This window comes from Bradyrhizobium sp. USDA 4506 (assembly GCF_054058795.1).
Genome location: NZ_JBSSBM010000002.1, coordinates 8,254,520 through 8,281,380, shown reverse-complemented (window position 1 = coordinate 8,281,380; position 26,861 = coordinate 8,254,520). Strand labels below are relative to the sequence as shown.

Below are 26,861 nucleotides of genomic sequence, written 5' to 3'. Positions count from 1 at the left end.
CACTTGGCCGATCGCTGTCGAAACCCCGATCCAGCCATGGTAAGGGCTGCCCCGAACCACCCTTGGAACCCGCACCGGAACCTGGTCCGGAGCTATTGGACGTCGAGATGACCGAAGCTGCCGCACCACGATCCGCCGCCGGATCCGCCGTCTGGGCGGATGCGCTGCTGGCCTCGTTCGCGCAGGCCGGCTATCAGAGGTCCGAGCCCGCGATCCTGCAGCCCGCCGAGCCGTTCCTCGATCTCTCCGGCGAGGACATCCGCAAGAGCCTGTACCTGACGACCGACCCGAGCGGCGAGGAGCTCTGCCTGCGCCCGGACCTCACGATCCCGGTGGCGCGCGACTACCTCGCCTCTGCCCGCGCCGGCCAGCCCGCCGGCTTCAGCTATCTCGGCCCGGTGTTCCGTTATCGCGGCGGCGCGCCGAGCCAGTTCCTGCAGGCCGGCATCGAATCGTTCGGACGGCAGGACCGCGCCGCGGCCGATGCCGAGATGCTGGCGCTGGCGCTGGAGGCGACCACGGCGTTCGGGTTGAAGGACGTCGAGATCCGCACCGGCGACGTCGCGCTGTTCAACGCGCTGATCGATGCGCTCGACCTCTATCCGGTGTGGCGGCGCCGGCTGATCAAGGACTTCAACCGCAAGGTCTCGCTGACCGACGACATCGAGCAGCTGGCGCTCAAGACGGCACCGGGCCGCAACGAATATGAGGGCGTGCTCGCTGCGCTGGCCGGCTCCGACCGCAAGGCGGCGCTGGCGCTGGTCACCGATCTGATGTCGATCGCCGGCACCACTAATGTGGGCGGCCGCACGGTGGCCGAGATCGCCGACCGCTTCCTCGAGCAATCGACGCTGAAGGGCGGCGCGCTGCCGCGCGATGCGGTCGCGACCATCAAGCGCTTCCTGGCGATCGCGGGCGATCCCGACGACGCGGTCGCGCAATTGCGCGCGCTGGCTGGCGAGGCCAAGCTGAACCTTGCCGCCGCGATCGACCAGCTCGAGAGCCGGATCGGCTTCATGGCCGCGCGCGGCATCGACATCCGAAAGACCCGGTTCTCCACCGCGTTCGGCCGCGGCCTCGACTACTACACCGGCTTCGAGTTCGAGCTGCACGCCAAGGGCAACGGCGCCGAGCCGCTGGTCGCCGGCGGCCGCTATGACGGGCTGATGACGCAGCTCGGCTCGGCGAGCCCGATCCCCGCGGTCGGCTTCTCGGTCTGGATCGAGGCGATGACCCGGCATGGCGAGGCCACCTCCTTCGGAGGCGCCCAATGAGCACGCCCTTCGTCGTCGCCGTGCCCTCCAAGGGGCGGCTGCAGGAAAACGCCGAAAGCTTCTTCGCCCGCGCCGGGCTGACCTTGTCGAAGGCCGGCGGCGCCCGCGACTATCGCGGCACCATCGCCGGCGTCGACAATGTCGAGATCGCCTATCTCTCGGCGAGCGAGATCGCGGCCAATCTGGCTCGCGGCTCGGTGCATCTCGGCGTCACCGGCGAGGACCTGGTGCGCGAGAGCATTCCCGATGCCGACAAGCGCGTGCTGATGATCGAAGGCCTCGGCTTCGGCTTTGCCAATGTCGTGGTCGCGGTGCCGCAGGCGTGGATCGACGTCCGCACCATGGCCGATCTCGACGACGTCGCGTCCGGCTTCCGCGAGCAGCACAATCACCGCATGCGGGTGGCGACCAAATACATCAATCTGACGCGCGGCTTCTTTGCCAAACACGGCGTCGGCGACTACCGCATCGTCGAAAGCGCCGGCGCCACCGAGGGCGCGCCCGCCGCCGGAACCGCCGAACTGATCGTCGACATCACGACGACCGGGGCGACGCTCGCCGCCAACGGGCTCAAGGTGCTCGACGACGGCGTCATGCTGCGCAGCCAGGCCAATCTGGTGGCGTCGAAGGATGCCGACTGGTCGAAGGGCGCCCGCGAGACCGCGCGCGTGATCCTCGACCATATCGCGGCGCGCGCCCGCGCCAGCAAGTATCGCGAGGTCCGCACCCGCTTCGCCGGCTGCAACGATGCGCTGCTCTCCGAGGCGCATAACCGCTTCGGCGTGGTCGCCCCGTTCGGCGGCCCGACCTCGTCGGGCATGCTTACGCTGCACTGCCCACCGGGCAAGCTCTACGCGCTCGGCAGCTTCCTGCGCGAGCACGGCGCCGAAACCGTGTCGGTGGTGTCGCTGGACTATGTGTTCGACCGCGAGAACCCGCTGTTCGCCAGGCTCGAGGTGTTCCTGCGACAATGAGGCGGCCACGCCGTTCATGTTGGCGACAGCTACCCTGCGGTACCATATTGTGTTCGAGGGATCTCTCGTTTTGACGCGGTTTCTTCGTGCGAGGCGGAAGGCCATTTCGCTCGAAAACGCTCTAGTTCTGGAACCTGATCGATGATGCTGGGCTCTGACGTTTCCAGCCTGACCACGACCGCCAAGACCGCCGCCGGGCAGGGTCTGTCGATCGTCGTTCCCGTCTACAACGAGGCGGCCGGGCTTGCTGCGTTGCATGAGCGGCTGATCAACCTCGCCAAGACGCTGCGCGCCCGCTACGGCCTCGCCTGCGAGGTGGTCTATGTCGATGACGGCAGCGCGGACAACACGCTGACGATCGCGCGCGGCCTGCCCGCCGACGGGCTCGACCTGCAGGTGGTGTCGCTGTCGCGCAATTTTGGCAAGGAGGCGGCGCTGATGGCCGGCCTCGACCACGCCCGCCGCGGCGCGGTGCTGTTCATGGATGGCGACGGCCAGCATCCGCCGACGCTCGTCGAGCAACTGGTCGCACACTGGATCGATGACGGCTACGACGTGGTCTACACGGCGAAGGCGCATCGCGACAACGAATCGGCCGCACGGCGGCTGGCCGTGCGCGGCTTCTACGCGCTGATCAATTGGGGCGCCCGGCAGCAGATCCCGGAGGATGCCGGCGACTTCCGTCTGCTGTCGCCGCGCGCGGCCGCGGCGCTGCGGCAATTGCCGGAGCGCAACCGCTTCTTCAAGGGCCTCGCCAGCTGGATCGGCTTCAGGCAGATCCGCGTCGATTACGAGCCGGCGCCGCGCGCGCATGGCGTCACCACCTTCAATGCCGGCCGGCTGATCGGTCTGTCGATCGAGGGCCTGACCTCGTTCTCGGTGGCGCCGCTGCGCTTCGCCAGCCTGCTCGGCGCGCTGCTCGCCGGCGTGGCGTTCCTGTTCGGCCTCTCGATCCTGTGGGAAGTGCTGACCACCGGCAAGCAGGTCCCCGGCTATCCGTCGCTGATGATCGGCATGATGACGATCGGCGGCGTGCAGCTGATCATGATCGGCATCGTCGGCGAATATATCGGCAAGATCCTCTCCGAGCTGAAGGCACGGCCGATCTACTTCGTCGCCGAGCACACCGAGAAGCACGCCGACGGCGGCGCGGCGCAAAATGCCTCCGAGCGGACCGCCGCGGAATGAACACCGATACGCCGCGCCGGATCTGGCTGTGTGCTGACGATTATGGCTTGAGCGACGGCGTCAACCGCGCGATCCGCGACCTGATCGAGCGCGGCCGCCTCAATGCGACGTCGGTGATGACGGTGACGCCGGCGATCGGCCGCGATGCGGCCAGCGCACTCACGGCGTCGGTGGCGAACAGCCCGCGCTGCGCGATCGGGCTGCATGTGACGCTGACCGCGCCGTTCCGGCCGCTGACGATGCATTTCCGCCCGCTCGACAGCGACATGTTCCTGCCCTTCCCGCGGCTGCTGCGCGCCGGGCTGATGCATCGGCTCGACGCCGAACTGGTCCATGCCGAGGTGCTGGCGCAGCTCGACGCCTTCCATGATCTGTTCGGCCGCGCACCCGACTTCGTCGACGGTCACCAGCACGCGCAGCTGTTCCCGCAGGTGCGCGACGGCTTCCTGCGCGCCGTGAAGGAGCGCGCGCCCAATGCCTGGGTGCGGCAGTGCGGCCGCGAAGGCCCGCTGGCGCGCCAGCTGGCGGCGCCGAAGGCGCTGGTGCTGAACGTGCTCAGCACGCAATTCCGGATCAAGGCGCAGCGAGCCGGCCTGCGGTTCAATCCGGCCTTCGCCGGCGCCTATGACTTTACGCGCGGCAATGATTTCGCGGCGCTGATGCAGGGCTTCCTCGACGGCATGCCCGAGGACGGGCTCGTGATGTGCCATCCCGGTTTCGTCGACGAAACGCTGAAGAGCCTCGACCCGCTGACGACGCAGCGCGAGACCGAGCATGCCTATCTGGCAGGCGACGATTTCCCCGCGCTGCTGGCCCTGAATAAAGTTACACTGGCCTGATAGGGTTCACGAAAAGCGGCCGGTCGTATTGTCGCATACATAAATTTAATTCTGGCCCCCACTCCTTGCGCCACAAACCCCGTCCTACATCTCGGACGCGCCGATTCGATCGACGCGATGGAGAACGCCATGACACCGCAAGAACGCCAACTGATCGACGATCTCTTCGACCGGCTCGCCAAGCTGGAGAATGCCCCGCGCGACGGCGAGGCCATGTCCGCGATCATGCAGGGCCTGCGCAGCGCGCCGAATGCGGTCTACGCGCTGGTGCAGACCGCGCTGGTGCAGGACGAGGCGCTGAAGCGCGCCCACGACCGGATCCAGGAACTCGAGGCCGCGGTCGGCCAGCAGCAGGGAGCCCAGCAGCAGGGCGGCGGTTTCCTTGATTCGATGCGCGATGCGATCTTCGGCGGACAGGGCCAGCAACATGGTTCGGTGCCGCCGGTGCGGGCGCCCGACATGGGCGGCCGCGATCCGGGCAGCCGCCCGGTCTGGAACTCGGGCCAGGCGATGCAGCAGGCCGGCGGCGGCTATGGCCAGCCTTACGGCCAGCCCGCGCAACCCTACGGCCAGGGCTATGGCGGCCCGCAGCCGCCGGCGCTCGGCGGCGCGCCGGGTGGCGGTGGCGGCTCGTTCCTCGGCACGGCGGCGGCGGCCGCGGCCGGCGTGGTCGGCGGCGGACTGTTGCTCTCCAGCATCCGCGGCATGATGGGTGGCGGCAGCCACCAGTCGATGGCCGATGCCGGCGGCCTCGGCGGCGGTTCGCGTCCCTGGGGCGGCGACCAGTCGTCGAGCGACCTAGCGCGCGACGCCGGGGTCAACGACATCGGCTCCAACCGCGACAGCGGCTCGCGCGCCGGCGCGTTCGACCAAGCGCAGGCCGACCGGGACAGTGACGATGATCAAGACGCCGACGACTTCGACAATGATGACGACGGCTTCGATGGTGGTGGCGGCGACGGCGACGACAGCAACTACGCGTAAACGCGATCGCTGAAACGACAACGGCCGCTCCAATCGAGCGGCCGTTTTGCCTCCGTCGTCCCGGCGAAAGCCGGGACCCATAACCACAACCGTGCGGGATTTGATACGGCTGGGGCTACAGCTTCTCTCAGTAACAACCGCCTGTGGTTATGGATCCCGGCTTTCGCCGGGACGACACCATCTTTGGGGCAGCTGCTTCAAAACCAACTTCACATCACGACGACCCTGGCGCCGACATTGACGCGGCCGTAGAGGTCGATGACGTCCTCGTTGCGCATCCGGATGCAGCCGGACGAGACGTTGGTGCCGATCGTCCAGGGCTCGTTGGAGCCGTGGATGCGGTAGAGCGAGGAGCCGAGATACATCGCGCGGGCGCCGAGCGGATTTTCCGGGCCGCCTTCCATGTGCCGCGGCAGATCGGGACGGCGCGCCAGCATTTCCGGCGGCGGCGTCCAGGCCGGCCACTCCTTCTTGGCGGAGATCGTCTTCACGCCCGCCCAGGTGAAGCCGGGCCGTCCGACGCCGATGCCGTAGCGCAGCGCGCGGCCGTCGCCCTGCACCAGATAGAGAAACTTGTTCGGCGTATCGACGACGATGGTGCCGGCGCTTTCCCTGCCGCTATAGTCGACCAGCTGCTTCTCGTATCTCGGATCGAACGGACGCTGCGCCGGGTCGCCCGCGGCCTCTTCCTGCTGCCGGAGCATCTGCTGCTGCGGATCCATCGGCGGCAGCTGACGGTTGCTGTAGTAGCCCGGCTGCTGCTGATACATCGGCTGCGGCGAATACCCCTGCGACGACGGCGCATCGCCGAACAGGAATTCGATGAAGCCGCCGCCCATGTTGGAGCGCTGCGGCTGCACATAGGCGGTGCGCATCGGCGGCTGCGGAGCGCCCTGATTGGCATAGATGACGGCGGGCCCGACGGGCGCTGCCGCGTCGATCGCCATGGCGTGATGGGGAACGGCAATAAGAGAAGACGCGCCGGCGAGCAGCGCAAGCGTGGTTTTCCTGAACATCGACGTACTCTGTACTGGTTTCGTCGTGACGTGATGCGCGCGGCGCCGACTTTGCGCCGTTGCACGTGGTCAATAAGCAATGAAAACCGCATCGGTTTGGTAAACGGAGCGGCCGTTTCGATTCACCACATCGGCAATGGGGCGCGGTTTTCCGTGACAGCGTTTATTTTGCGTGAACGGCGCGGCGACATGGTTAATCGCCGGTAGCGCCGCGCTTGCGCGCTATCCGCGCAAACAGTTCCGGCGTGAACCTGACGTTAAATCCGCTCTGTCTAGAACGGACTTCAGTGAAGGGGCGGGAATGAAAATCATGTCAGTGAAGCGCAAGCGTTTTCGTGTCGAGCAGGCGATGGGCGAGGCTGTGATGCCGGAGCCGGATGTTTCCAGCGGCGCCGATCTCGGTCCGATGCATCGCGAGATCATGGCCGAGCTTCGCTCGATCCGCGCCCAGATGGCCGCAGCACCGGCACAGCGCACCGGCGACAGCGTCGATGCCGCGGTCGCCCGCGAAGTCGCCGAGACCCACGCGCTGCTCGAGACCTACCGTGCGCAGGTCGAACAGTGCGAGAAGCTCAAGGTCGAGCTCGACCTGATCCACGACGCGATCAGCCGCACCAAGCGCGAGATCGCCGTGCTGCACGGCAAGAGCTTCAACGGCGAGGAGATGGCGAAGGTCAATGGCGAACTCGGCGCCGTGGTCGGCGGCACCGAACAGGCCACCCAGCAGATCCTCGAGGCGGTGGAGGCGATCGACCAGGCCGCGACCGCGCTCGCGAACAACGTCACGCCCGACCAGCAGAAGCGGCTCAGCGAAGATATTCAGGAGCGCGTGGTCTCGATCTTCGAGGCCTGCAACTTCCAGGACCTCACCGGCCAGCGCATCAGCAAGGTGATGCAGACGATGAAGTTCATCGAACAGCACATCAACGAGATGATGAACATCTGGGGCGGCGTCGACGCGATCAAGTCGCACGTCCCGGCGATCGTCGACACGCGCGAGGGCGATGCCCGCCTGCTCAACGGCCCGAAGCTCGACGGCGACGCCGGCCACGCCTCGCAGGACGACATCGACGCGATGTTCAACTGAGGTTTGTCGGATCAAAACGAAAAACGCCTGCCTTCGGGCCGGCGTTCTTGTTTGCGCGAGCCCACCCAGTAGAGGTCACCAGACACAGCGCCATGCTCGCGCTGTCGTTGCGCCGACTTCACGCACAGACGTACGGCCGCGCGCGGGCGTTGATCTACGTCAACGCGATCCGTCCCTTGCCGCTCATATGTTGGGCCGCGCCTGAAGCGGCGCACCATCTTTTGGCCCGCCCGCGATGAGGAGGATCACCATGCGTCGGACGAACATTGTTCCAGCCAAGTCAGTGACGGTTGCGGGAATAGCCGCGAGCCTCATGTTGGGGATTGCCGGTGTGGCGCTCACTCCAGCACCGGCCAAGGCCGTGGTTTACTGCACGTATGTCGGTTATCCGCAGGGTTGCGTGGCGCGGGCGGGCGTTGTGCTCAGGCCTCGTCCGGTGGCGCGCGCTGCGGTCCGTCACAATGCGGGCGGCAACCTGAATGGCGGCGTCAATCGGGTTGGCGTGCGGCGATAAGGCCGCGTTTTCGGGTCTCCTTCCCTTCTCCCCTTGTGGGAGAAGGTGGCGCGGATGCAATCCGCGCCGGATGAGGGGTTGTCGCCGCCTACTCAAATCTCGAAAGGGTCACTCGCGGAGGAGACCCCTCACCCGGATCGCATCTGACGATGCGATCCGACCTCTCCCACAAGGGGAGAGGTGCACCCCGATGCGGCGCTATCTCATGCTGAAGTAGCTCGCCGTTACGCCCTTGGCGCGCAGCGGACATAGACCATGTTGCCGTAGCGGACCCCGGCGTCCTTGTCGACGAAGCGGGTGATCATGACGCGGCCGTCGAACGAGACGATCTCGCGGTCCTGCTCGCCGGGCGTCGGTCCTGGCGGGCCGATATAGTTCTTGCCGCTCGGGGAACCCTTCAGCCGCAGTTCCTGCGGGGTGGCCTGGTCGGCCAGATGCATGATGACGCCGCCGTTCTGGCCGGCGCCGATCACGTAAGGCTGCTTGCACTGGCCGCGCGCAGCGGCCTCGGTGCGGGCGCGATCGGCGGGATTCTGGAACGAGGCGAGACCCCAGCGGCCGACGATCTCGTCGGCGCGGATGCTTGCGGGCATTTCGGGGGCGACCCCCGGCTCGGCTGGCGCCGGCTCAGGGTTCGACGACAACGACGGCAGGCTCATGCTGCCGCACGCCCCCAAGAGTGTCGTCAGCGCCGAAACAGCCGCGAACCGTGCGACCAATCGCGCGTTGAATGACCTGATCATATGCATCCCCCGACTATGTCCCGGCCGCACCCGTCCCGCAGCCAAGCGTAAAACTTAAGACGGAGCAATGACGTCTGACAAAATTACGTCATCGCTACGATTTGGTTTCTGGTCCACCATCCTATATTGGCCTCACCAAGGCCTTAACCCGTTTGCTTGACAGAAACTGCGCCAAGCCATATTTCCCGCCCACAATTAGCACTCTCGCACCACGATTGCTAAGAGCGTCGGGCGTCCTGCCCAGCGCCGACCGGGCCGGCATCCAACGCCGGTCCCGATGAACCGGACCTGAAACCGAGCCTCCAAGAGGGAACGTCATGGCTAAATCCACCTTCCGCCCCCTGCACGACCGCGTCGTGGTCAAGCGTATCGATGCCGAGGAGAAATCCAAGGGCGGCATCATCATTCCGGACTCGGCGAAGGAGAAGCCGTCCCAGGGCGAGATCGTCGCCGTCGGCCCGGGTGGCCGCGACGAGGCCGGCAAGCTGATCCCGATCGACCTCAAGGTCGGCGACCGCGTGCTGTTCGGCAAATGGTCGGGCACCGAGGTCAAGCTCGACAACCAGGAACTCCTGATCATGAAGGAGTCCGACATCATGGGCGTGCTGGCGTAAGCGCCACGACCAATTCGAGAGCGCCCAGTCTCTCCGTCGTCATGCCCGGTCTTGATCCGGGTATCCATCAATCTTCGCAAGATTCTCGCAAGGACGATGGATTGCCGGGGCATCTGGCACGAAGACGCACTTCGTGCTTTCGCCCGGCAATGACGAGCGCAGATGCCGGGCGACCGCATCCAATCATTCCAGGAGTTCAAATCAATGGCTGCCAAGGACGTAAAATTCGCCGGAGAGGCCCGCGACCGCATGCTGCGCGGTGTCGACGTGCTCGCCAACGCCGTGAAGGTGACGCTCGGCCCGAAGGGCCGCAACGTCGTCATCGAGAAGAGCTTCGGCGCTCCCCGCATCACCAAGGACGGCGTCACCGTCGCCAAGGAGATCGAGCTCGACGACAAGTTCGAGAACATGGGTGCGCAGATGCTGCGCGAGGTCGCTTCCAAGACCAACGACACCGCCGGTGACGGCACCACCACCGCGACCGTGCTGGCGCAGGCCATCGTCCGTGAGGGCGCCAAGTCGGTCGCCGCCGGCATGAACCCGATGGACCTGAAGCGCGGTATCGACACCGCGGTCGCGGCCGTGATCAAGGACATCGAGAAGCGCGCCAAGCCGGTCGCCTCCTCGTCCGAAGTCGCCCAGGTCGGCACCATCTCGGCCAATGGCGATGCCGCGATCGGCAAGATGATCGCTCAGGCGATGCAGAAGGTCGGCAACGAGGGCGTGATCACCGTCGAGGAGAACAAGTCGCTCGAGACCGAGGTCGATATCGTCGAGGGCATGAAGTTCGACCGCGGCTACCTCAGCCCCTACTTCATCACCAATGCCGAGAAGATGACCGCCGAGCTCGAGGATGCCTACATCCTGCTGCACGAGAAGAAGCTGTCCGGCCTGCAGTCCATGCTGCCGGTGCTGGAAGCCGTGGTGCAGTCGGGCCGTCCGCTCTTGATCCTCGCCGAGGACGTCGAGGGCGAGGCGCTGGCGACCCTGGTCGTCAACCGCCTGCGCGGCGGGCTCAAGGTCGCCGCCGTCAAGGCGCCGGGCTTCGGCGATCGCCGCAAGGCGATGCTGGAGGACATCGCGATCCTGACCGGCGGTCAGCTGATCTCCGACGACCTCGGCATGAAGCTCGAGAGCGTCACGATCAACATGCTCGGCCGCGCCGGCAAGATCGTGATCGACAAGGAGAACACCACGATCGTCAAGGGCGCCGGCAAGAAGAAGGACATCGACGCCCGCGTTGGCCAGATCAAGGCGCAGATCGAGGAGACCACCTCGGACTACGACCGTGAGAAGCTGCAGGAGCGCCTCGCCAAGCTCGCCGGCGGCGTTGCCGTCATCAAGGTCGGCGGTGCGACCGAGGTCGAGGTCAAGGAGAAGAAGGACCGTGTCGAGGACGCGCTGAACGCGACCCGCGCCGCGGTGCAGGAAGGCATCGTGCCGGGCGGCGGCGTGGCGCTGCTGCGCGCCAAGAAGGCGGTCGGCCGGCTCACCAACCCGAATGCCGACGTCCAGGCCGGCATCAACATCGTGCTCAAGGCACTCGAAGCTCCGGTCCGCCAGATCTCGGAGAACGCCGGTGTCGAGGGCTCGATCGTGGTCGGCAAGATCCTCGAGAACAAGTCGGAGACCTTCGGCTTCGACGCGCAGACCGAGGACTATGTCGACATGGTCGACAAGGGCATCATCGACCCCGCCAAGGTGGTGCGCACCGCCTTGCAGGACGCCTCCTCGGTGGCCGGTCTGCTCGTGACCACCGAGGCCATGGTCGCCGAACTGCCGAAGGATGCAGCGCCGGCAATGCCGGGCGGCGGCGGCATGGGTGGAATGGGCGGCATGGGCGGCTTCTAAGCCTCCCACATCCCTATCGAGATCGAAGGCCGCCTCCGGGCGGCCTTCTTTTTTGCAGTTTGATTACGATCGGGATGCAAGGATCATCTGATGTCCCGCGACGCCAAATCACTGACGTCAACGCTCGTGCTGTTCTACGCGATCGGCGCGCTGCTTGCGCTCGGCGCCTATGCCCTGGACAGCATCGATGATCTTGCGGTCGTCTTGACGTTCTGGCTCAGGCAAACGCTGACGTTTGTCGTCCTCGGCGCGGGTTATGGCGTCTATTACGTCATTTCGGGTTCTGCCGGTCATCGTCCAAAAGCGCCGTTGCGATTTCTGGACATCTCGTTTCTGGCCGCTGCTTCCACGCTTGGGGTTGGCATCCTCGTGCACAGCTGAGCGATCCTTGATGCGACGGCCTGACAGTCCGTTACGCGACGCAGATGTCGGACACCGCCACCTTCTGGAACAGGTGCGGCGAGGCTACCGCCGAGGCCGGATAGGCCGAGAGCTTGGCCCTGAACTCGGGGTTCATGAAGGCGGCGCGGAAGGCGGCGGTGGATTCCCAGACCGCGTAGTTCAGATAGGCCGGGCTCTCGCCGATCGCGCGGTGCAGCTGGGTCGAGATGAAGCCCGGCTGCCGCTTCATGATGGCGGCGTCGTCCTGCCAGGCCTTGAGAAAGCTGTCCTCATCGGCCGGATCGAGGGTGAAGAGGTTGACGAGCACGACATTGGTGGCATCGACCGCGAGCTGGCGGTCGATCGGGAAAGCGGGGTCCAGGGGGCGCATCTGCGGCATGGTTGGCTCCGTTCGATATGGTGTTATGATGTCATTCCGTTATGATGGATACATATAGAAATTGACATTATGATGTCAATACGTTTGTATGGTGGCAAATGCCGAATGCAAAGCGAACGCCGGCGGGCGAAGCCCTGAGCACCCTGATTCCCGACCTGTTCAGGCTCAACAGCCTGCTGTTCACATCAGGCGACCGGCTGGTGGCCGGGCTCGGGCTGACCAGCGCGCGCTGGCAGATCCTCGGTGCCATCGTCGCCACAGAGCGCCCGCAACCGGTCGCATGGCTGGCGCGCGACCTCGGCGCTGCCCGACAGAACGTGCAGCGGATCGTCAACGACCTCGAACGGGACGGGTTCGTCGCCTTCGAAACCAACCCGCATCACCGCCGCGCCCAGCTCGTCGTGCTGACCGCCAAGGGGCGGCAAAGCTTCGACGCGGCCATGCGCCTGCAGCTGCCCTGGGTGAACGGCCTCGCCGACGGGCTGTCGATGAAGGACCTCGAAACCGTGAGCCGGGTCGTGACGGTGCTGCGCGGCCGACTGGAGGGCGGCGAGGAACCTGACGAACGCACATGACCGCGATCGCGGCGCGAGGCCGCCGTTAGGCGGCCTTCTTTTTTGGCCAATGACATGGAGGTTTGCTAGTTACGACGGAACCGATTCTGCCCTTCGAGGACTTATCGTATGCGCGCGCTCCCGCTCCTGCTGCTCGGTCTTGCCGTCACCTCGGCGCCTGCCCTCGCCCAGATGAAGCTGCAATCGAAGTCGGCTCCCGCCAATGGCCCCGAGACGCGCTATTTCACCTCGATCGACGGCCTGATGGACGGCAATGCCGACGTCGTGCTGAAGGAAACCCGCCAGGGCAAGACCGTGACCGCGGCCGTGCTCGACGTCTGTTATCCCGCCGACAAGAGCTCCGACCGCAAGGACCGCTTCGTCGCCAACCTGACCGTCAGCGGCCAGACGCTTTCCGGCACCGCCCAGAGCGTCGCCGACAAGCAGCCGGTCACCATCAAGCTGAACCGCAAGCAAACCGGCGACGGTTTTGAGTTCCGCGGCCAGATCACGATCGGCCAGACCGTGACCGAGGTCGCCTCGACGGACAATTCCGATCTCAGCGAGAAGGAATTCCAGGACAACCAGGCCACCGAGGACGGCATCACGCCGCAGCCGAAGGATTTCACCGACGTTTCGCCGGAATCGATCGGTGTGCGGGTGAAGCTCGATGCGGCGGCGGATTTCCTCAAGAGCCTGAAAGGCGAGGCCGTCGAGATCGGCACCTCCAGCCTCGCGGTGACCTGCGATGCGATGCGCTCCGGCGAGCAGACCATCAACCTCACCGTCGATCCCGAGCACGCCGGCGCGCTGCTCGCCAAGGCGAAATCCGCGCCCGGCGTGACCGCGGCCGGCTGGACCAGCGGCGTGGTCGAGATGGACCGCACCATCCGCTTTGCTGCCGCCGATTGGCGCGAGGGCGACAAGATCAACAAGGACAAGCTGGCATCGGCGATCGCGGGTGTGCTGGCGAAGACGCTTGCCGCAAAGCCCGCCTCGGCGACGTGGAACGCGAACACCGGCAAGCTCAAGCTGGTGCTGAAGCGGCCCAGCACGATTTACCCGGCGCTCGGCCTCACCCAGAATTACGAGGTCACTGCCCTGGTCTCGCCCGACAAGCCCGGAAGCTCTGACAGGCTGATGCTGTGGGTCTCGAGCCCCACCGTCTCGACATCGGACGACAGCGCCGGCGCCAAGCTCAATCTTTCCGACGATTCCAGCAGCGACGAGGAAGGCAGCGAGACCAGGGACGACAACGGCGCGATCGACGCGCTGCTCAAGGAGTTCAAGGGCCAGCGCTGGGACGCCGACAAGTCGGTGTGGCGGTAAGGCCGCCGCTGTCCTGAGTTAAGCCGCCTGCGTCTTCAGCGGCACGACGTTGTCGCGCACCGCCTTCGGGGTGGCGTCCGGACCGGACTGAAGCATCCCGTCGCTTCTGACGAACAATTCGGAACGAGGCTCGATCGCGGCACGATCGAGCAGCGCCCGCAGCTCGGGACGAAGTCCGTCGCCACGCAGCGCGGCGATCGCATCGAAGTTGCGCATGATGTTCTCCTGCGTTCATCGCAATCAGATTCTCGCATTCGTCTTCCGCGAGCCACCCGCTTCCCGATTCCGCGACGACGCTCGAGAAGCGGTGCTAAGCGCCATATCGACACAGCGGAATCTCGTCTGAAACTCGATCGCTCGCCCGATCTGAAATCGGGTGGTGCGAGACACGCCTCCAAATGTTCACTGCGCGCATCGAGAGAGCGCCGGTCGCGATACCGGCAACGCGCAAATGGAGACGAAGAGATGTCAGAGGAAAACAAGAACGTCGTAGGCCGGTGGTTCAAGGAGTTCTGGGGCAACCCCTGGAATCCGCGCATCATCAACGAGCTCGCTACAGCAGACATTGTCGTGCACTACCCGATGCACGAACCGAAGAAGGGCCGCGCCGCGGTCACGCAGTTCATGACCGAATTTCGCGAAGCCTTTCCGGATCTCAATTTCTGGGGCGTCGGCGATCTCGTCGCGGAAGGTGATCTCGTCGTCGGCCGCTGGGAAGGCGGCGGTACGCACACGGGACCTGCGTTCAGCGACTTCCGCCTCGGCTCACTTCCCGCGGCCTCCGGCCGCAAGATGACGTTCGCCGGCACCACCGTGCTGCGCGTGCAGGACGGACGGATCGCCGAAGAGCTCGGACAGGAAGATGCGATCACCGCCATGCTGCAGCTCGGCCTCATTCGTTTGCCCGAAAGCGACGGAGCCGCGTCGCGGCCGGGCGGCGAGCTGCCCGCCGGCTGGAACAACATGCCGGGATATCCGGAGGGGCCGCGCTGAGCACGGCCGGAGCATGGCTCCATCGACGATCGCATCATGACTACCCGAACGCGCTTGATGCGCGTTCGGGTAACGCAATCGATCGGCGCGGTGAATTTGAAGGTCTCTAAGCCGCAGGCTTGCCGGAGGCATTCCAATATTGCTGCGCCGGCATCGCATCTCCCGATGCAGTGCCGGCGCGGTCTTGCCGCCGCAATTTGCGTCAAGACGGGAAGATCAGGCACGTCGTCGTGCCGTGGGCGAGCAGCCGGCCCTGCTCGTCGGTGACCCTGCCTTCGGCGGTGCCGATGCGACGGCCGCAATTGAGCACATTGCCTTCCGCCCTGATCGGACCGGTGTCGGGCGTGATCGGACGCACTAGCGAGATCTTGAACTCGAGCGTGGTCTGGCTGGTGCCGGCATCGAGCGTCGACTGCACCGCAAGCCCCATGCAGCTGTCGAGCAGCGTCGCGGTGAGGCCGCCATGCACGGTGCCCGCCGGATTGAGATGCGCGTCGGTCGGCACCAGCGTGACGACGACGCGGCCGCGCTCGGCCTCGGTGACGTCATAACCGAGTGTCCGTGCGATGGTGTTGAGCGGCAATGCGCCGCTGGCGAGACCCTGCACGAATGCGAGGCCGCTCATCTTAAGCTTCTGTTCCGCACTGACGGTGCCGTAGCTCTTGGCCATTGCCGATCTCCATCGGGGTTTATTGCATCGTGACGGCTGGCCGCTTGCCCCGCAGCGACGCGGCGGAGCGGCCGTAGAGTTTTGCGAATGCGGCATTCATGCGCCGCGCGCTGGAAAAGCCGGCATGCTGCGCCACCAACGCAAGCGGCAGGTCGCTGCCGTCGATCAGGCGCTTTGCGCGCTGCACGCGCAGCGACAGCGCGACCTGGAGCGGCGAGGCATCGAGATGCTCGGCGAACAGACGCGACAGGTGCCGCGCGCCGACGCCGAGCCGCCCCGCCAACGCCTCGACATTGCCGCGGTCGAGCGCGCCCTCCTCGATCAGCGCCAGGGCGCGCTCGACCGTGGTCCTGGTGCCTTTCCAGGCCGGGCAGAACGGCGCCGCCTCGGGACGGCAGCGCAGGCAGGGCCTGAAGCCAGCACGCTCGGCCGACGCCGCGCTGCCATAGAACCGCACGTTGCGCGCGAGCGGCGTGCGTGCCCGGCAGACCGGGCGGCAATACACACCGGTGGTCTTGACCGCGACGAACACGACGCCGTCCCAGGCCGGGTCGCGGCGCTGAAAGGCTGCATATTGTGCGGCGAAATCGAGCATGCGACCGCTATAGCCCCGCCCGCGCGCCGCGACGACCCGCTTTGCGGGGACGACGTCCGGAAACGACCGCTGGTGCGGAAAATACCCGGGCATCTACGGGGGCCTGCGACCAAAAGACTTCGTGCCGCCGCAGTTCGGTCACCGAAAATTAAGGCTCGATTTAGTTTCGAGGATCATGCTTCGCGCCATCGAACACAGGTCACGCCATGCAAGACCGCGAGCCGATCAACGCTGCGAGCATCTGGCCGACAGATGTGACGGAGGGTCATTCGCCGGCACAGACGGCGGACCTCTGGGATGTCACCGGCGAGAACCACGACGCCGCCCTGCTGCTGCGGGAGCCGTTTGCCGACCGCATCGGCACCGCGCTCTTGGCAGCCACCGCGCTCGCCGCAAGCTTCGTGCTGGGATGGACCGGCGGAGCCAACTGGCACGACCTTGCAGCTCCCGCCCCGGTCCCGGTAGCCCAGAAGGAAGCGCCGGCCCCGCACGTTGCGGAGGTGGCGCCGACCCGAAAGAACGAGAGCCCGCGCCGGGCCGCGTCCAACGTCGACCCTGTCGTCACCGGCAGCATTCCGAGGACCGCGCCGGCAAGCCCGCGTCCGCTCGCCTTGGGCGCCGCGCCGACGACCTTGAATGCACAGGCCGCCGCATTGGGGCCGAAGCAGGCGCCGGCGGCGGCGCCGGAGACGCGGCCGAGCACCATCCCGGGCTGGTCGGTGGTCGAAGTCCGCGACGGCACCGCCGTGCTCGAGGGGCCCGAAGGCGTCAAGATGGCCGCGCGCGGCGACGTCGTGCCCGGCCTGGGACGGGTCGATTCCATCGTGCGCTGGGGCAACCGCTGGATCGTCGCCACCGCAAGCGGACTGATCGCAACGCCCTGAGCGTTTTGTCTTGACGCGTTTCCTTGACGCGACCGCCGTCCGCTTCGCTTAACGCTTTTAGTTGCTGTTGATCACGAAACGCAGCGACTTGCTGCCGGTGAAGGTCACCTCGTCACCGTGCCGCCGCCAGCCCGTCATGTCGCCGAGCGCCGCCAGCAGATCCTTGTCCGCCTGCGCCCGCTCCGGCGTGCAGCTGCGGTTCTCCATCGCGCCGGGAACGAAGACGATGGTGTTGCCGGCCACCGAAAACTGGCCCTTGCCGCCGTCGCACCACAGCTCGAGGATCACCTCGCCATTGTCGCCGACCTCGATCGAGGGAATCCGCTTGGAGCCCGGCATGCGCGCGGCGTCGAGCGTCATGACGAAGCCGAACGGGAACTCCTCCTCGGCCCGCGCCGGCCCCGCGCCGAGAGCCGCGGCAACCAGCGCCAACGCGGCGATGCCGCCGTTCAAACCTCGCCTCATCGAAATCATGCCAATCCTCGAAATGCGACGCGCAACTGCGGCCCCTTCTATGGGAGCAGAGCGCGATTGGCCAGATTGGCATTGCCGGAAAATGTGCCTGAAAAGCAAATCCCCGCGAGTCGTTCGCTCGCGGGGATCCGTGGTTCGATGGACGCGTCGTGGCGCTATTTCAGCACCAGCATCGTGAACGGATAGACATAGGCCTGCAGGGTCACGAACAGACCGACCAGACACGCCAGCACGATCGAGTGCAGGAACACGTAGCGCAGGATCGAGCCCTCGTGGCCGTACCAGTTGGTCGCGGTCGAGGCGACCACGATCGATTGCGCGTCGATCATCTTGCCCATCACGCCGCCCGAGGAGTTCGCCGCCGCCATCAGGATCGGCGACAGGCCGAGCTGCTCGGAGGTGATCTTCTGCAGATTGCCGAACAGCACGTTCGACGCAGTATCCGATCCGGTCAGCGCCACGCCCAGCCAGCCGAGCAAGGTGCCGAAGAAGGGATAGAGCACGCCGGTCGCCGCGAAGGCGAGGCCGAGCGTGGCGTCGACGCCGGACAGCCGGGTCAGCGTGCCGATCGCCAGCATCGCCGAGATCGTGATCAGCGAGATCGCGCAGATGCGGATGGTGCGGCCATACTCGGCGATCAGCTTGAGCGGCGAGAAGCCCATCAACAGACCCGAGATGATCGCGGCGATCAGCATGCCGGTGCCGGTGAACGACAGATAGGTGAAGCCGAACACGGCGCCTTCCGGCGTCGGCTTGGCGGCCACCGGCGGCACCTTGAAGATCAGCTTGTCGAGCTCGGGGACCGGATAGTTCCAGACGAAGTTGGCGTTCGCCCAGGCCTTGAAGGCACCGTTGCCCCAGATCAGCATCAGGATGCAGACGATGATCCACGGCAGCAGCGCGCTCCACATTTCGCCCTGGGTCAGCGGCGTCTTGTCGAGCGGCGGTGCGGCGGCCATCGTCGCCGCCGATTCATCGCGGCCGCGCAGCGCCGGCGACAGCCAGAGCTGCCGCGGCTGCCAGACCTTCAGGAACAGGATCAGCGCGCCCATCGAGATCAGCGAGGCGCCGATGTCGACGATCCAGGGGTTGATGTAGTTCGAGATCACGAATTGCGGGACCGCAAACGACACGCCGGTGACCAGGATCGCCGGCCACACCTCCTTCATGCCTCGCCAGCCGGCAAACGCCCACACCACCCAGAACGGCACGATCAGCGAGAACAGCGGCAGCTGCCGGCCGACCATCGCGCCGAGGATGTAGGGGTCGAGCCCGGTGACCGAGGCGAGGCCCTGGATCGGCGTGCCGAGCGCACCGTAGGCAACGGGTGCCGTGTTGGCGATCAGCGACAGGCCGGACGCGGCGAGCGGCGAGAAGCCGAGCCCGATCAGCACCGCGCCGGTGATCGCGACCGGCGTGCCGAAGCCCGAGGCGCCCTCGAAGAAGGCGCCGAACGAGAACGCGATCAACAACAGCTGCAACCGCCGGTCCTCGGTGACGCCGCCGACCGCGCGCTTGAGCAGCTCGAACTTCCCGCACCTCACCGTGACCTGGTAGAGGAAGATGACGTTGAGCACGATCCAGCCGATCGGGAAGAACCCGGTGATCACGCCGAGCAGGGTGGCGCGGATCGACATGTTGGCCGGCATGGTGAAGACGAAGATCGTGATCAGGTTGGTCACGATCACGGCGATGATGGCCGCAATGTGCGCCTTCACCTTGCCGCTGGCGATCAGCACCAGAAGCGTGACCACGGGAATGGCGGCCGCGACGGTCGACAGCGCCGCATTGCCCAGCGGGTTGTAGATTTGATTCCAGGTGTTCATCTCGGGATCCTTCCCACATTATTATGCAGCGCGCCGGCCTGCATGCGGGCAGGCGCGACTGGTGCGATTGCGGGAGTCCGTCGGAAAATCTGCAGCCCCGGCTCGCGAATGAACGATCGGTAAGGATCGCTCACATCCTCGCGAAAAATCGAAGGTCCCCCGCCCCTCGCCGTTGTCCTCATGCTAGGATTGACTCGATTGCCGGGACAAGCCAACGCTTGCATGCCAGACCTACGACTTTAGTCGAGGACTACCCCGATTGTCCCGATTCTTCAGGCCTTTGCGGCCCCTTCCCCGGAGACGATAATCTGTGAACAACATTCGCTCGACGCTCGCGACGGTGTGGCGCATCGCCTCGCCTTATTTCAACTCCGAGGACAAATGGGCCGGCCGGGGGCTGCTTGCGGCGGTCATCGCGATCGAACTGGCGATCGTGGGCATCAACGTTCTGATCACGCAGTGGAACAACCGCTTCTACAACGCGCTGCAGGAACGCAATTGGGATTCCTTCGTCAGCGAGATCATCTATTTCTGCGTCGTCGTCGCGTTCTTCATCCTGCTGGCGGTCTACCAGCTCTACCTCAATCAATGGCTGCAGATCCGCTGGCGGCAATGGATGACGACACACTATCTCGGGGACTGGCTGCATCAGGCCAATCACTACAGGATGCAGCTGCAGGGCGACGCGGCCGACAACCCCGACCAGCGCATGACCGACGACGTCAAGCTGTTCGTCGACCGCACGCTCACGCTCGGCCTCGGCCTGTTGAGCTCGGTCGTCACGCTGGCGTCTTTTCTCACCCTGCTGTGGGGCCTTTCCAATGAGGCACCGCTGCACCTGTTCGGTACGGAATATTCAATTCCCGGCTACCTTGTCTGGTGCGCGCTGATCTACTCGGTGCTCGGCACCGTGCTGACCCATCTGATCGGCTGGCCGCTGGTCGGCATCGATTTCAAGCAGCAGCAATATGAAGCCGATTTCCGCTTCAACCTGGTGCGCGTGCGGGAAAACTCCGAGCAGATCGCGCTGCTGCAGGGCGAACCGGCCGAGCGCGAGCGCCTGCGCGTTCGCTTCGGACGCGTAGTGGAGAACTGGATCGCCCTCATGAACCGGACCAAGAAGATCACCGCGTTCACGGCGAGCTATAATCAGGCCTCGGTGATCTTCCCCTATGTGCTGGTGGCGCCGGCCTACTTTGCGCAAAAGATCCAGCTCGGCGGCATGATGCAGACCGCATCGGCGTTTTCGAACGTCCAGGGCGCGTTCTCGTACTTCGTCAGCATCTATCGTCAACTAGCCGAATGGCAGGCCGTGGTGAACCGGCTCGATGGATTCGAGGCAGGGATCGCGGCTGCATCAAACCTCGCCAAGCGCGACGACCGAATTCATGTCACGGCGACGCCGGGCGACGGCGCCGTCAGCCTAGAAAACCTAGTGCTGCGGCTGCCGGACGGCACGCCGCTGCTGAACGCGGACCGGTTCGGCTTCCGCAAGGGCGAGCGCACGCTCATGACCGGCCCCTCCGGCGCCGGCAAGTCGACGCTATTCCGCGCGATCGCCGGCATCTGGCCGTTCGGCGACGGCGCGGTCGAGATCCCGGCCAATGCCAGCCTGATGATGCTGCCGCAACGTCCCTATCTGCCGATCGGCTCGCTGCATGACGCCGTCGTCTATCCGGGCGAGGCCAGGCAATTCGATGCGGGACGGGTCCGCGAGGTTCTCACCGCCGTCGGACTGCCGCAGCTTGCGTCGCGGCTCGAGGAACAGGCGCACTGGAACCGGATGCTGTCGCTCGGCGAGCAGCAGCGGCTCGGCATCGCGCGGGCGCTGCTGCATGCGCCGCAGTTCCTGTTCCTCGACGAGGCGACGGCCTCGCTCGACGAGCCGGCGGAAGCCGCGCTGTACAGGCTGGTTGCCGAGAAGCTGCCCGGCACCACGGTGGTTTCGATCGGCCACCGCTCGACGCTCGACACCTTCCATCAGCGCAATGTCACGCTGGTCCGCGACGGCGACCGCTTCATCCTGCGCGACGCGGTCAAGGTCGCCGCGTCGTAAACGGCATTAGGGGTCAGCCGCGGCCACGGCTTGCCGCTGACCCCGGCGGGGGCAGCCCACAGGTCTCGCGAGCGCCTTTAGCTATTGTCCGCCCTGTGCCGATCAGACCTGTCCGCAAAAACAAAAGGGGCGGCAGATTGCTCTGCCGCCCCTCGATCTCCGGAAGGAGAGATTACTTCAGGTTGGACATCGCGGTCAGGTCAACCGAGAGCTTGGCGATACCGGCCGCGCCGCACCAGTTGGAGCTCGTGCCACCCGGATTGATCGGGGTGACGGCAGTGGTTCCGCCCGCGGTGAAGTCGCTGGTGAAGGCGCTGCAATCACCCTTCGACATGTCGGTGTCGGAGTAGCGCAGATCGAGCGTGAACACCTTGTAGGTGAAGCCGATGCCGATGTTCCAGGTGTTGTAGTCGGCATACTTGATGCCGTTCGGGAACGCCGGGACGCCGTAGAAGCTGTCCGAGGTGCCGAGCCACTGCCGGCCGAACTCACCCGACACATACATGCCGACGCCGCTGCTGCCGAACACGGTGCTCGGCGCAGTGTACTTGCCGATGATCGAGGAGTAGTTGCCCCAGGCGCCGGTGTTGAGGAAGTTCGGCGAGTAGTATTCGTTGATGGTGAACGCCCAGTTGTCGTTGATGGTCCAGGTCGCCTTGCCATAGACTTCGAAGAACGAGACGTCCTTCTTCATGACCGCGAGGTTGGTGAGGGTGTTGGCCTGGCAATCGGCGCTCAGCGGATTGCCGGCGAAGTCGGCCACGGCACCGCCGCCGTAATAGCAGGTTCCACCCGGATACAGGTAACCCCAGACACCGATGTCGAAGGCGAAGGCGCCGAAGGTCGGGCGGATACCGCCGTAGACGTCGACTTCAGCCGCGGCGCGGTTGGCGAAGGAGATGCTTTCGGTCGACGTACCGACGTACAGCTGCAGGTCCTTGCTGACGTTGTAGCGCGGCTCGAAATAGGCGGTGACCGACGGATTGTGGTTGGACTGGGTGACGCCGCGGAAGATGTAGTCGCTCATGATGCCGGCGCCAAAGGCGATGTCCCACGGGTCGAACGGAGCCGGCGGCGGCGCCTTGACGGCTTTCACCGCCATGTCAGCTGCCATTGCCGAGCTCGAAATCATTGCTAGCGCCGTTGCTAACAAAGCCAGTTTCTTCATGACGATCCCCATCTAACTTTTCCAGACAGCCCAGCTCCGGTGGCCCCCCAGGGCGCGCGCTAACGGACTGCAACTAAATCGCGTGGATCAATCTGAGGCCCGTGCACGGTACCGTGAAGCCAAAAAGACATGCATGTGCCGCCTTTTTAGGCGTTCTAGCTATCTTGCCGCATGTTGACTTGCGGGTGTTGCATTTGCACCACAAGACTGCTGCTCCCGCACCGGTTGAACGGGTCATTCGGACAGGGAAACGGCAACAGTCGGCTCGGCGCGAGAGCGTTCGGTGCGAATCGCCGTGCCCGTAAAAGCACGGATTGTCACCGCACCTACGGAAGAAGCCGCAGCGTGGCGCGCTGCGGCTTCGATCACTTGAACCTCGGCAATGTGGCAGCGGCTTAGTGGTGCTCGCCGCCGTCGGCCGATCCGGCAATCCAGCCCGGCGCCGGTTCGTGGCTCGGTGTGGCCCAGCTCGGAGCCGGCTGCGGCGCGGGCTCGGGCGCCGGAGGTGCCGCAACCGGGGCCGCCGGCTTCGGCGCGGCAGCCTTCTTTGGAGCAGCGGCCTTCTTCGGCGCGCTCTTCTTGGCGGCGGCTTTCTTGGCAGCCTTCTTCGGCGCAGCCTTCTTGGCGGCTTTCTTTGCCGTTTTCTTTGCAGCTTTCTTGGCCGATTTCTTCGCCGATTTCTTTGCAGCCTTCTTGGCGGATTTCTTCGCAGCCTTCTTGGCCGACTTCTTCGCGGACCTCTTCTTCGCCGCTACCACCTTCTTGGCCTTTTTGGCCTTCTTGCTTTTCTTCGCCTTCTTCGACTTCGCCATCGTGGTCCTCCTGTTGCCGCTATCTGAGTCCACCGGGCGTATTGAAGTGATCGCTTGCCGGACGTTGGCTGCACCTCGAAGAGAGGCACCCTCCACTTCGCTTGTCGGGCATGATGGCCGCGCGATCGCTTCGCGTCTGTGGCAAGGAAGCGCCGGTCCTTCACGTTGCGTCAGGGCAAGGCTGAGGTCCGGATCATGCTCGAGTGGCAGTCGATCAATTCAATCCTGGCCGGGGACCTCCTGTCGCCCAATCGAGAAGCTCAATCGTGTGCACCACAGGAACTGACGTACCGCCGGCAATCTGAACCATGCAGCCAATATTGCCCGCAGCGATCATGTCCGGTTTGACAAGCGCAATATTGGCGACCTTGCGATCGCGCAATCTGCTCGCAATGTCGGGCTGGAGAATGTTGTAGGTCCCCGCCGAACCGCAACACAAATGGCTCTCCGGCACATCTTTCACCACGAATCCATTCTTGGAAAGCAATTCTTTCGGAAGTTGAGTGATTTTCTGTCCATGCTGCAACGAACAAGCCGAGTGATAGGCGACGGTGACGTCGCCTTTCTGCGTTGAAGGCGCGAGCTCGAGGCCAGCGAGATACTCGGTGATATCCTTTGCCAGCGCCGAGATTCGCTTGGCCGGCTCCGCGAATGTTTTGTCCTCGCGCAGCAGGTAGCCGTAGTCCTTGACAACTGTCCCACAGCCCGAGGTCGTCACCAGGATGGCGTCGAGCCCGTTCTGGTCCGCTTCCCTTTGCCACACTGTGATGTTGGCCCGCGCGCGCGCCAGCGCGTCGCCGTCCTGTCCCATGTGATGGGTCAACGCGCCGCAGCATTGCTCGTCCTTGACCAGCACCACCTCGACGCCGTGCCTGGTCAGGACATTGATCGCGGCCTGATTGATGCGTGGCGCCAGCACCTGCTGGGCGCAGCCCTGCAGCAGCGCGACCCGGCCGCGCCGCCGGCCGATCGGCGCAAACACGGTTCCCGCAGCCGGCCCCGGTTGCGGCAGGCCGCGCGGCGCAAGCGCCAGCATCGCCTTGATCCGCCGCAGCAGACCCGGGCTCGACGCACCGACCGATGGCGTCGGCAGCAATGCGGCGAACGGACGGGCGAGCCCGGCCAGGATCATGCTGATCCGGAATAGGCCCGGCCGCGGCAGCACGAGGGCGAGTACCCACCGCAGCAGCCGCTCGGTCAGCGGTCTATGGTAATCCCGCTCGATCCGGACCCGGGCCTGGTCGACGAGGTGCATATAGTTCACGCCCGACGGACAGGTCGTCATGCAGGCGAGGCACGACAGGCAGCGGTCGATATGCTTGACCACGTCGGCCGTCGGCGGCTTGTCCTTCTCCAGCATCTCCTTGATCAGGTAGATACGGCCGCGCGGGCTATCGAGCTCGTCGCCGAGCAGCACATAGGTCGGGCAGGTCGCGGTGCAGAAGCCGCAATGCACGCAGGCGCGCAGGATCTTGTCGGCTTCCTTGATGTCGGGATCGGCGAGCTGCGCCAGGGAAAACTCGGTCTTCATGTAGCCCCGCCTCGCATCATCCGGCCGCGGTTGAGGACGGACCTAGGATCGAAGCTCGCCCGGACCCGTTCACCGAGCGCGGCAAGCCCGGCCGCCTGCGGCTGGAACACATCGACCGCCCGGCGTACATCCTCGGCGGCGCGGATCAGGGTGGCGTGTCCGCCGATGGCCTCGACCTGGCCGCGGACCAGCGCGGCCTGGGCGTCGGCGCCCGGCGGCAGCGCGGCCCAGATCAGCCCCCCGCCCCAGTCGTAGATCACGTCGCCGCCGGTGGCGCGCGACAACGCCTGGCCCAGCGCGCCGCCAGAGGCCGGCGGGCAAACGATACGCCACACCGGCCAGGCTGCGAGCGCGCCGTTCGCCGCGAACGGCACCACGTCGCGCAGCGCGCTCCAGATTGCGGCCGACGCATCGTCGACGAGGCTGTCGACCGTGCCATAGGACGAGAGCGTCTGGCTGAGCGAGGCCGCCCGATGTGCCGCCGACGCCGAAATCCCCTCCAGCCGCACCAGCGTGACCGGCTGGCCTGAGGCTGCGAGGCCGGCGAGCGCGCCGCCCCCGGTCCGCAACGCCGAACCCGGAAGATGCGCGGCGCCGGAGACGTCGAAGGGCGAACCCAGCGCCGCCGTCATCGCCTTGTTGGCGGTGACGTCGTCGAGCCCGCGCAGCAGCAGCGTCCGTTCGGCTTCCGGCTTCGGCATGACCTTAAGCGTGACCTCGGTCATGACCGCGAGCGTGCCCCAGGAACCGGTCAGCAGCTTGCAGAGATCGTAGCCGGTGACGTTCTTCACCACCCGCCCGCCGGTCTTGAAGCTGTCGCCAAACCCGGACACCGCGTGCGCCCCGAGCAGATGATCCCTGATACCACCGGCCTTGATGCGGCGGGGACCGGCCAGTCCGGCGCCGATCATGCCGCCGATCGTGCCGGCGCCCGCGGTGCCGAGCAGCACAGACGTGTCCATCGGCTCGAAGGCGAATTGCTGGTTCTTGGCGTCGATCAGGGATTGCACGTCGGCGAGCGGCGCGCCGGCCTGCACGGTGATGATCAGTTCGTTCGGCTCATAGGAGGTGACCGCATTCAGCGCCGAGACGTCGAGCAGCGCATTGGTCGCCATCGGATGGCCGATGGCGCGCTTCGATCCATGTCCAATGACCTCAAGCGGCTGCTCGCTGGCAACCGCCGCGCGCACCACTTCCTCGACGTCTTTTGCGTCTCTGACCTTGAGCGTATCCACACGCTAGGCGGTAACGAAATTTCGCGCCGAAATCAAATGCGTACCGAACGAACGTCTGAATGCGGCAAGCCGACCTCGTAATCCCGACGGAAGGGCCCGGCGGCCGGGGCTTGGCGCCATCCGGCAGGCATGGAAACCGCGGTCAGGCTGCCCTACTCGGAACGTCCCGCCAGCTCAAAAATTCGCCGCGCCAGGAGAGTTTGGCCCGAGAGTTCGAAGGGCTCGTCACCTCTGTGGGCGCGCCACCGGCCGTCCCTCCATCCGAGCGCCAGCGCCTTGACCAAATCGAAGAAGCTGACCCGGCCTGATTTGACCCCCTGCTTGAGCGTGTCCGGCATGGTCGACCAGATCAGCTCACACTCGGCATCGCGCTCGATGCGTTCGATTGCCTCGACGGATCGGTCTTGATCGTTCCATATCTGGCTGGCGCGCATCGCCGGCCCGATCCTGTCGGTCCAGCGGAACGCGTGCTGCTCCCGTTCGGCGTATCCGTGGCGTGCGAGCCACTTCATCGCCGTCGCGTATCCGGGAGGAGGTTCGAACCAGTCGCGCTGGTCCGACAGGACGTCCCGGCTGTAGCCGCCGCAGGCGATGGCGACAAAGGACTGCACGATTTGCGCGATACGCGGGTCGCCGTCGCCAATCGAAGCAGCGAGGAAATCCGGCATCTCCGTCGCATTCATCGAAAACACGGCCCTTGTCACGGCGTCGTCGGCTCCGACCGGCTCGACATGCATCACGCCGACGTCGAGCAGCGCCTGCTCGGCGGCCACCCAGTCGCTCGGGCAGGTGCGCGCGATGAAGCCGCCTTTCTGGCCGGTACCATCGCAGCCGGGTCCGGCAAAGAATGCGCAGAGGCTGGCCGCCAG

28 protein-coding genes are annotated in these 26,861 nt (G+C 65.6%); 15 read left to right on the top strand and 13 right to left on the bottom strand.

What is annotated here, in order from left to right; all coding sequences use genetic code 11:
* Window positions 1–107: 107 nt before the first annotated feature.
* From ACVIHF_RS41155 to ACVIHF_RS41135, 5 genes are all read left to right on the top strand, one after another.
* The gene (locus ACVIHF_RS41155) at window positions 108–1,274 is read left to right on the top strand and encodes an ATP phosphoribosyltransferase regulatory subunit (RefSeq protein WP_456793753.1); all 1,167 of its coding nucleotides are present in this window, start codon (window positions 108–110) and stop codon (window positions 1,272–1,274) included.
* Window positions 1,271–2,248 carry an ATP phosphoribosyltransferase gene (hisG, locus tag ACVIHF_RS41150; RefSeq protein WP_456793752.1) on the top strand — a complete coding sequence of 326 codons (978 nt, stop codon included), beginning with the start codon at window positions 1,271–1,273 and terminating at the stop codon, window positions 2,246–2,248. The genes ACVIHF_RS41155 and hisG overlap by 4 nt, the downstream gene beginning before the upstream one ends.
* A gap of 141 nt (window positions 2,249–2,389) precedes the next feature.
* Window positions 2,390–3,436, top strand: a complete 1,047-nt coding sequence (locus ACVIHF_RS41145) for a glycosyltransferase family 2 protein (RefSeq protein WP_456793751.1) — start codon at window positions 2,390–2,392, stop codon at window positions 3,434–3,436.
* Window positions 3,433–4,275: a ChbG/HpnK family deacetylase gene (locus ACVIHF_RS41140; RefSeq protein ID WP_310879642.1), complete on the top strand. Its 843-nt coding sequence runs from the start codon at window positions 3,433–3,435 to the stop codon at window positions 4,273–4,275. Before ACVIHF_RS41145 ends, ACVIHF_RS41140 begins: the two co-directional genes overlap by 4 nt.
* A gap of 129 nt (window positions 4,276–4,404) precedes the next feature.
* Window positions 4,405–5,259 (top strand): DUF2076 domain-containing protein, encoded by an 855-nt coding sequence (locus ACVIHF_RS41135; protein ID WP_310879641.1) that lies wholly within the window; start codon window positions 4,405–4,407, stop codon window positions 5,257–5,259.
* 209 nt (window positions 5,260–5,468) lie between these two features.
* Here ACVIHF_RS41135 and ACVIHF_RS41130 read toward each other — a convergent pair whose 3' ends face one another.
* Window positions 5,469–6,275: a L,D-transpeptidase family protein gene (locus ACVIHF_RS41130; protein WP_456793750.1), complete on the bottom strand. Its 807-nt coding sequence runs from the start codon at window positions 6,273–6,275 to the stop codon at window positions 5,469–5,471.
* Window positions 6,276–6,585: 310 nt separating this feature from the next.
* Between ACVIHF_RS41130 and ACVIHF_RS41125 the strand changes: the two genes are divergently transcribed.
* The gene (locus ACVIHF_RS41125) at window positions 6,586–7,362 is read left to right on the top strand and encodes a protein phosphatase CheZ (RefSeq protein ID WP_456793749.1); all 777 of its coding nucleotides are present in this window, start codon (window positions 6,586–6,588) and stop codon (window positions 7,360–7,362) included.
* A gap of 235 nt (window positions 7,363–7,597) precedes the next feature.
* Window positions 7,598–7,876, top strand: a complete 279-nt coding sequence (locus tag ACVIHF_RS41120; protein ID WP_092086845.1) for a hypothetical protein — start codon at window positions 7,598–7,600, stop codon at window positions 7,874–7,876.
* A gap of 224 nt (window positions 7,877–8,100) precedes the next feature.
* On the opposite strand, the gene ACVIHF_RS41115 is transcribed toward ACVIHF_RS41120, so the two are convergent.
* Window positions 8,101–8,619, bottom strand: a complete 519-nt coding sequence (locus ACVIHF_RS41115; RefSeq protein WP_026192247.1) for a hypothetical protein — start codon at window positions 8,617–8,619, stop codon at window positions 8,101–8,103.
* A gap of 317 nt (window positions 8,620–8,936) precedes the next feature.
* Between ACVIHF_RS41115 and ACVIHF_RS41110 the strand changes: the two genes are divergently transcribed.
* The 3 genes from ACVIHF_RS41110 (at window position 8,937) to ACVIHF_RS41100 (ending at window position 11,465) form a co-directional block, all read left to right on the top strand.
* The gene (locus tag ACVIHF_RS41110; RefSeq protein ID WP_018269780.1) at window positions 8,937–9,233 is read left to right on the top strand and encodes a co-chaperone GroES; all 297 of its coding nucleotides are present in this window, start codon (window positions 8,937–8,939) and stop codon (window positions 9,231–9,233) included.
* 204 nt (window positions 9,234–9,437) lie between these two features.
* Window positions 9,438–11,084, top strand: coding sequence for a chaperonin GroEL (gene groL, locus ACVIHF_RS41105; protein ID WP_038388056.1), 1,647 nt, complete (start codon window positions 9,438–9,440; stop codon window positions 11,082–11,084).
* Window positions 11,085–11,174: 90 nt separating this feature from the next.
* A complete protein-coding gene (locus ACVIHF_RS41100) occupies window positions 11,175–11,465 on the top strand; it encodes a hypothetical protein (protein WP_092086841.1) in 291 nt (96 codons plus the stop codon).
* Window positions 11,466–11,496: 31 nt separating this feature from the next.
* Here the strand turns inward: ACVIHF_RS41100 and ACVIHF_RS41095 are convergent, their stop codons facing one another.
* Complete coding sequence (locus ACVIHF_RS41095; protein ID WP_456793748.1) at window positions 11,497–11,865, bottom strand: antibiotic biosynthesis monooxygenase family protein; 369 nt, start codon at window positions 11,863–11,865, stop codon at window positions 11,497–11,499.
* 98 nt (window positions 11,866–11,963) lie between these two features.
* On the opposite strand from ACVIHF_RS41095, the gene ACVIHF_RS41090 reads away from it, so the two are divergent.
* Entirely contained in the window at window positions 11,964–12,440 is a 477-nt protein-coding gene (locus ACVIHF_RS41090; RefSeq protein ID WP_253604291.1) for a MarR family winged helix-turn-helix transcriptional regulator, read from the top strand.
* A 108-nt stretch (window positions 12,441–12,548) separates the two neighbouring features.
* Window positions 12,549–13,748 (top strand): hypothetical protein, encoded by a 1,200-nt coding sequence (locus tag ACVIHF_RS41085; RefSeq protein ID WP_283064620.1) that lies wholly within the window; start codon window positions 12,549–12,551, stop codon window positions 13,746–13,748.
* Between the two features lie 18 nt (window positions 13,749–13,766).
* Here the strand turns inward: ACVIHF_RS41085 and ACVIHF_RS41080 are convergent, their stop codons facing one another.
* Window positions 13,767–13,964 (bottom strand): hypothetical protein, encoded by a 198-nt coding sequence (locus ACVIHF_RS41080; RefSeq protein WP_168856536.1) that lies wholly within the window; start codon window positions 13,962–13,964, stop codon window positions 13,767–13,769.
* 249 nt (window positions 13,965–14,213) lie between these two features.
* Between ACVIHF_RS41080 and ACVIHF_RS41075 the strand changes: the two genes are divergently transcribed.
* A complete protein-coding gene (locus ACVIHF_RS41075) occupies window positions 14,214–14,741 on the top strand; it encodes an ester cyclase (protein WP_309144997.1) in 528 nt (175 codons plus the stop codon).
* 202 nt (window positions 14,742–14,943) lie between these two features.
* Here the strand turns inward: ACVIHF_RS41075 and ACVIHF_RS41070 are convergent, their stop codons facing one another.
* Together ACVIHF_RS41070 and ACVIHF_RS41065 are read right to left on the bottom strand one after the other, a co-directional pair.
* A complete protein-coding gene (locus ACVIHF_RS41070; protein ID WP_310879634.1) occupies window positions 14,944–15,411 on the bottom strand; it encodes a PaaI family thioesterase in 468 nt (155 codons plus the stop codon).
* 19 nt (window positions 15,412–15,430) lie between these two features.
* Window positions 15,431–16,006 (bottom strand): bifunctional transcriptional activator/DNA repair enzyme AdaA, encoded by a 576-nt coding sequence (locus ACVIHF_RS41065; protein WP_253609800.1) that lies wholly within the window; start codon window positions 16,004–16,006, stop codon window positions 15,431–15,433.
* Window positions 16,007–16,212: 206 nt separating this feature from the next.
* On the opposite strand from ACVIHF_RS41065, the gene ACVIHF_RS41060 reads away from it, so the two are divergent.
* Window positions 16,213–16,890 (top strand): hypothetical protein, encoded by a 678-nt coding sequence (locus ACVIHF_RS41060; protein ID WP_456793747.1) that lies wholly within the window; start codon window positions 16,213–16,215, stop codon window positions 16,888–16,890.
* Window positions 16,891–16,947: 57 nt separating this feature from the next.
* Here ACVIHF_RS41060 and ACVIHF_RS41055 read toward each other — a convergent pair whose 3' ends face one another.
* Both ACVIHF_RS41055 and ACVIHF_RS41050 read right to left on the bottom strand, forming a co-directional pair.
* Window positions 16,948–17,364, bottom strand: a complete 417-nt coding sequence (locus ACVIHF_RS41055) for an META domain-containing protein (protein ID WP_253604295.1) — start codon at window positions 17,362–17,364, stop codon at window positions 16,948–16,950.
* 155 nt (window positions 17,365–17,519) lie between these two features.
* Window positions 17,520–19,190: an L-lactate permease gene (locus ACVIHF_RS41050; RefSeq protein WP_038380167.1), complete on the bottom strand. Its 1,671-nt coding sequence runs from the start codon at window positions 19,188–19,190 to the stop codon at window positions 17,520–17,522.
* Window positions 19,191–19,500: 310 nt separating this feature from the next.
* Here ACVIHF_RS41050 and ACVIHF_RS41045 point away from each other — a divergent pair, with 310 nt between their 5' ends.
* Entirely contained in the window at window positions 19,501–21,246 is a 1,746-nt protein-coding gene (locus ACVIHF_RS41045; protein ID WP_456793746.1) for an ABC transporter ATP-binding protein/permease, read from the top strand.
* Window positions 21,247–21,418: 172 nt separating this feature from the next.
* Here the strand turns inward: ACVIHF_RS41045 and ACVIHF_RS41040 are convergent, their stop codons facing one another.
* From ACVIHF_RS41040 to ACVIHF_RS41020, 5 genes are all read right to left on the bottom strand, one after another.
* Window positions 21,419–22,414 carry a TorF family putative porin gene (locus ACVIHF_RS41040; RefSeq protein ID WP_057018099.1) on the bottom strand — a complete coding sequence of 332 codons (996 nt, stop codon included), beginning with the start codon at window positions 22,412–22,414 and terminating at the stop codon, window positions 21,419–21,421.
* Window positions 22,415–22,809: 395 nt separating this feature from the next.
* Window positions 22,810–23,226, bottom strand: a complete 417-nt coding sequence (locus tag ACVIHF_RS41035; RefSeq protein ID WP_310879631.1) for a histone — start codon at window positions 23,224–23,226, stop codon at window positions 22,810–22,812.
* Between the two features lie 214 nt (window positions 23,227–23,440).
* Complete coding sequence (gene glcF / locus ACVIHF_RS41030; protein ID WP_310879630.1) at window positions 23,441–24,757, bottom strand: glycolate oxidase subunit GlcF; 1,317 nt, start codon at window positions 24,755–24,757, stop codon at window positions 23,441–23,443.
* On the bottom strand, window positions 24,754–25,992 hold the full coding sequence (locus ACVIHF_RS41025; RefSeq protein WP_456793745.1) for an FAD-binding protein: 1,239 nt from the start codon (window positions 25,990–25,992) through the stop codon (window positions 24,754–24,756). Before ACVIHF_RS41025 ends, glcF begins: the two co-directional genes overlap by 4 nt.
* A 152-nt stretch (window positions 25,993–26,144) precedes the next feature.
* A complete protein-coding gene (locus ACVIHF_RS41020) occupies window positions 26,145–26,765 on the bottom strand; it encodes a hypothetical protein (protein WP_456793744.1) in 621 nt (206 codons plus the stop codon).
* Window positions 26,766–26,861 lie beyond the last annotated feature (96 nt).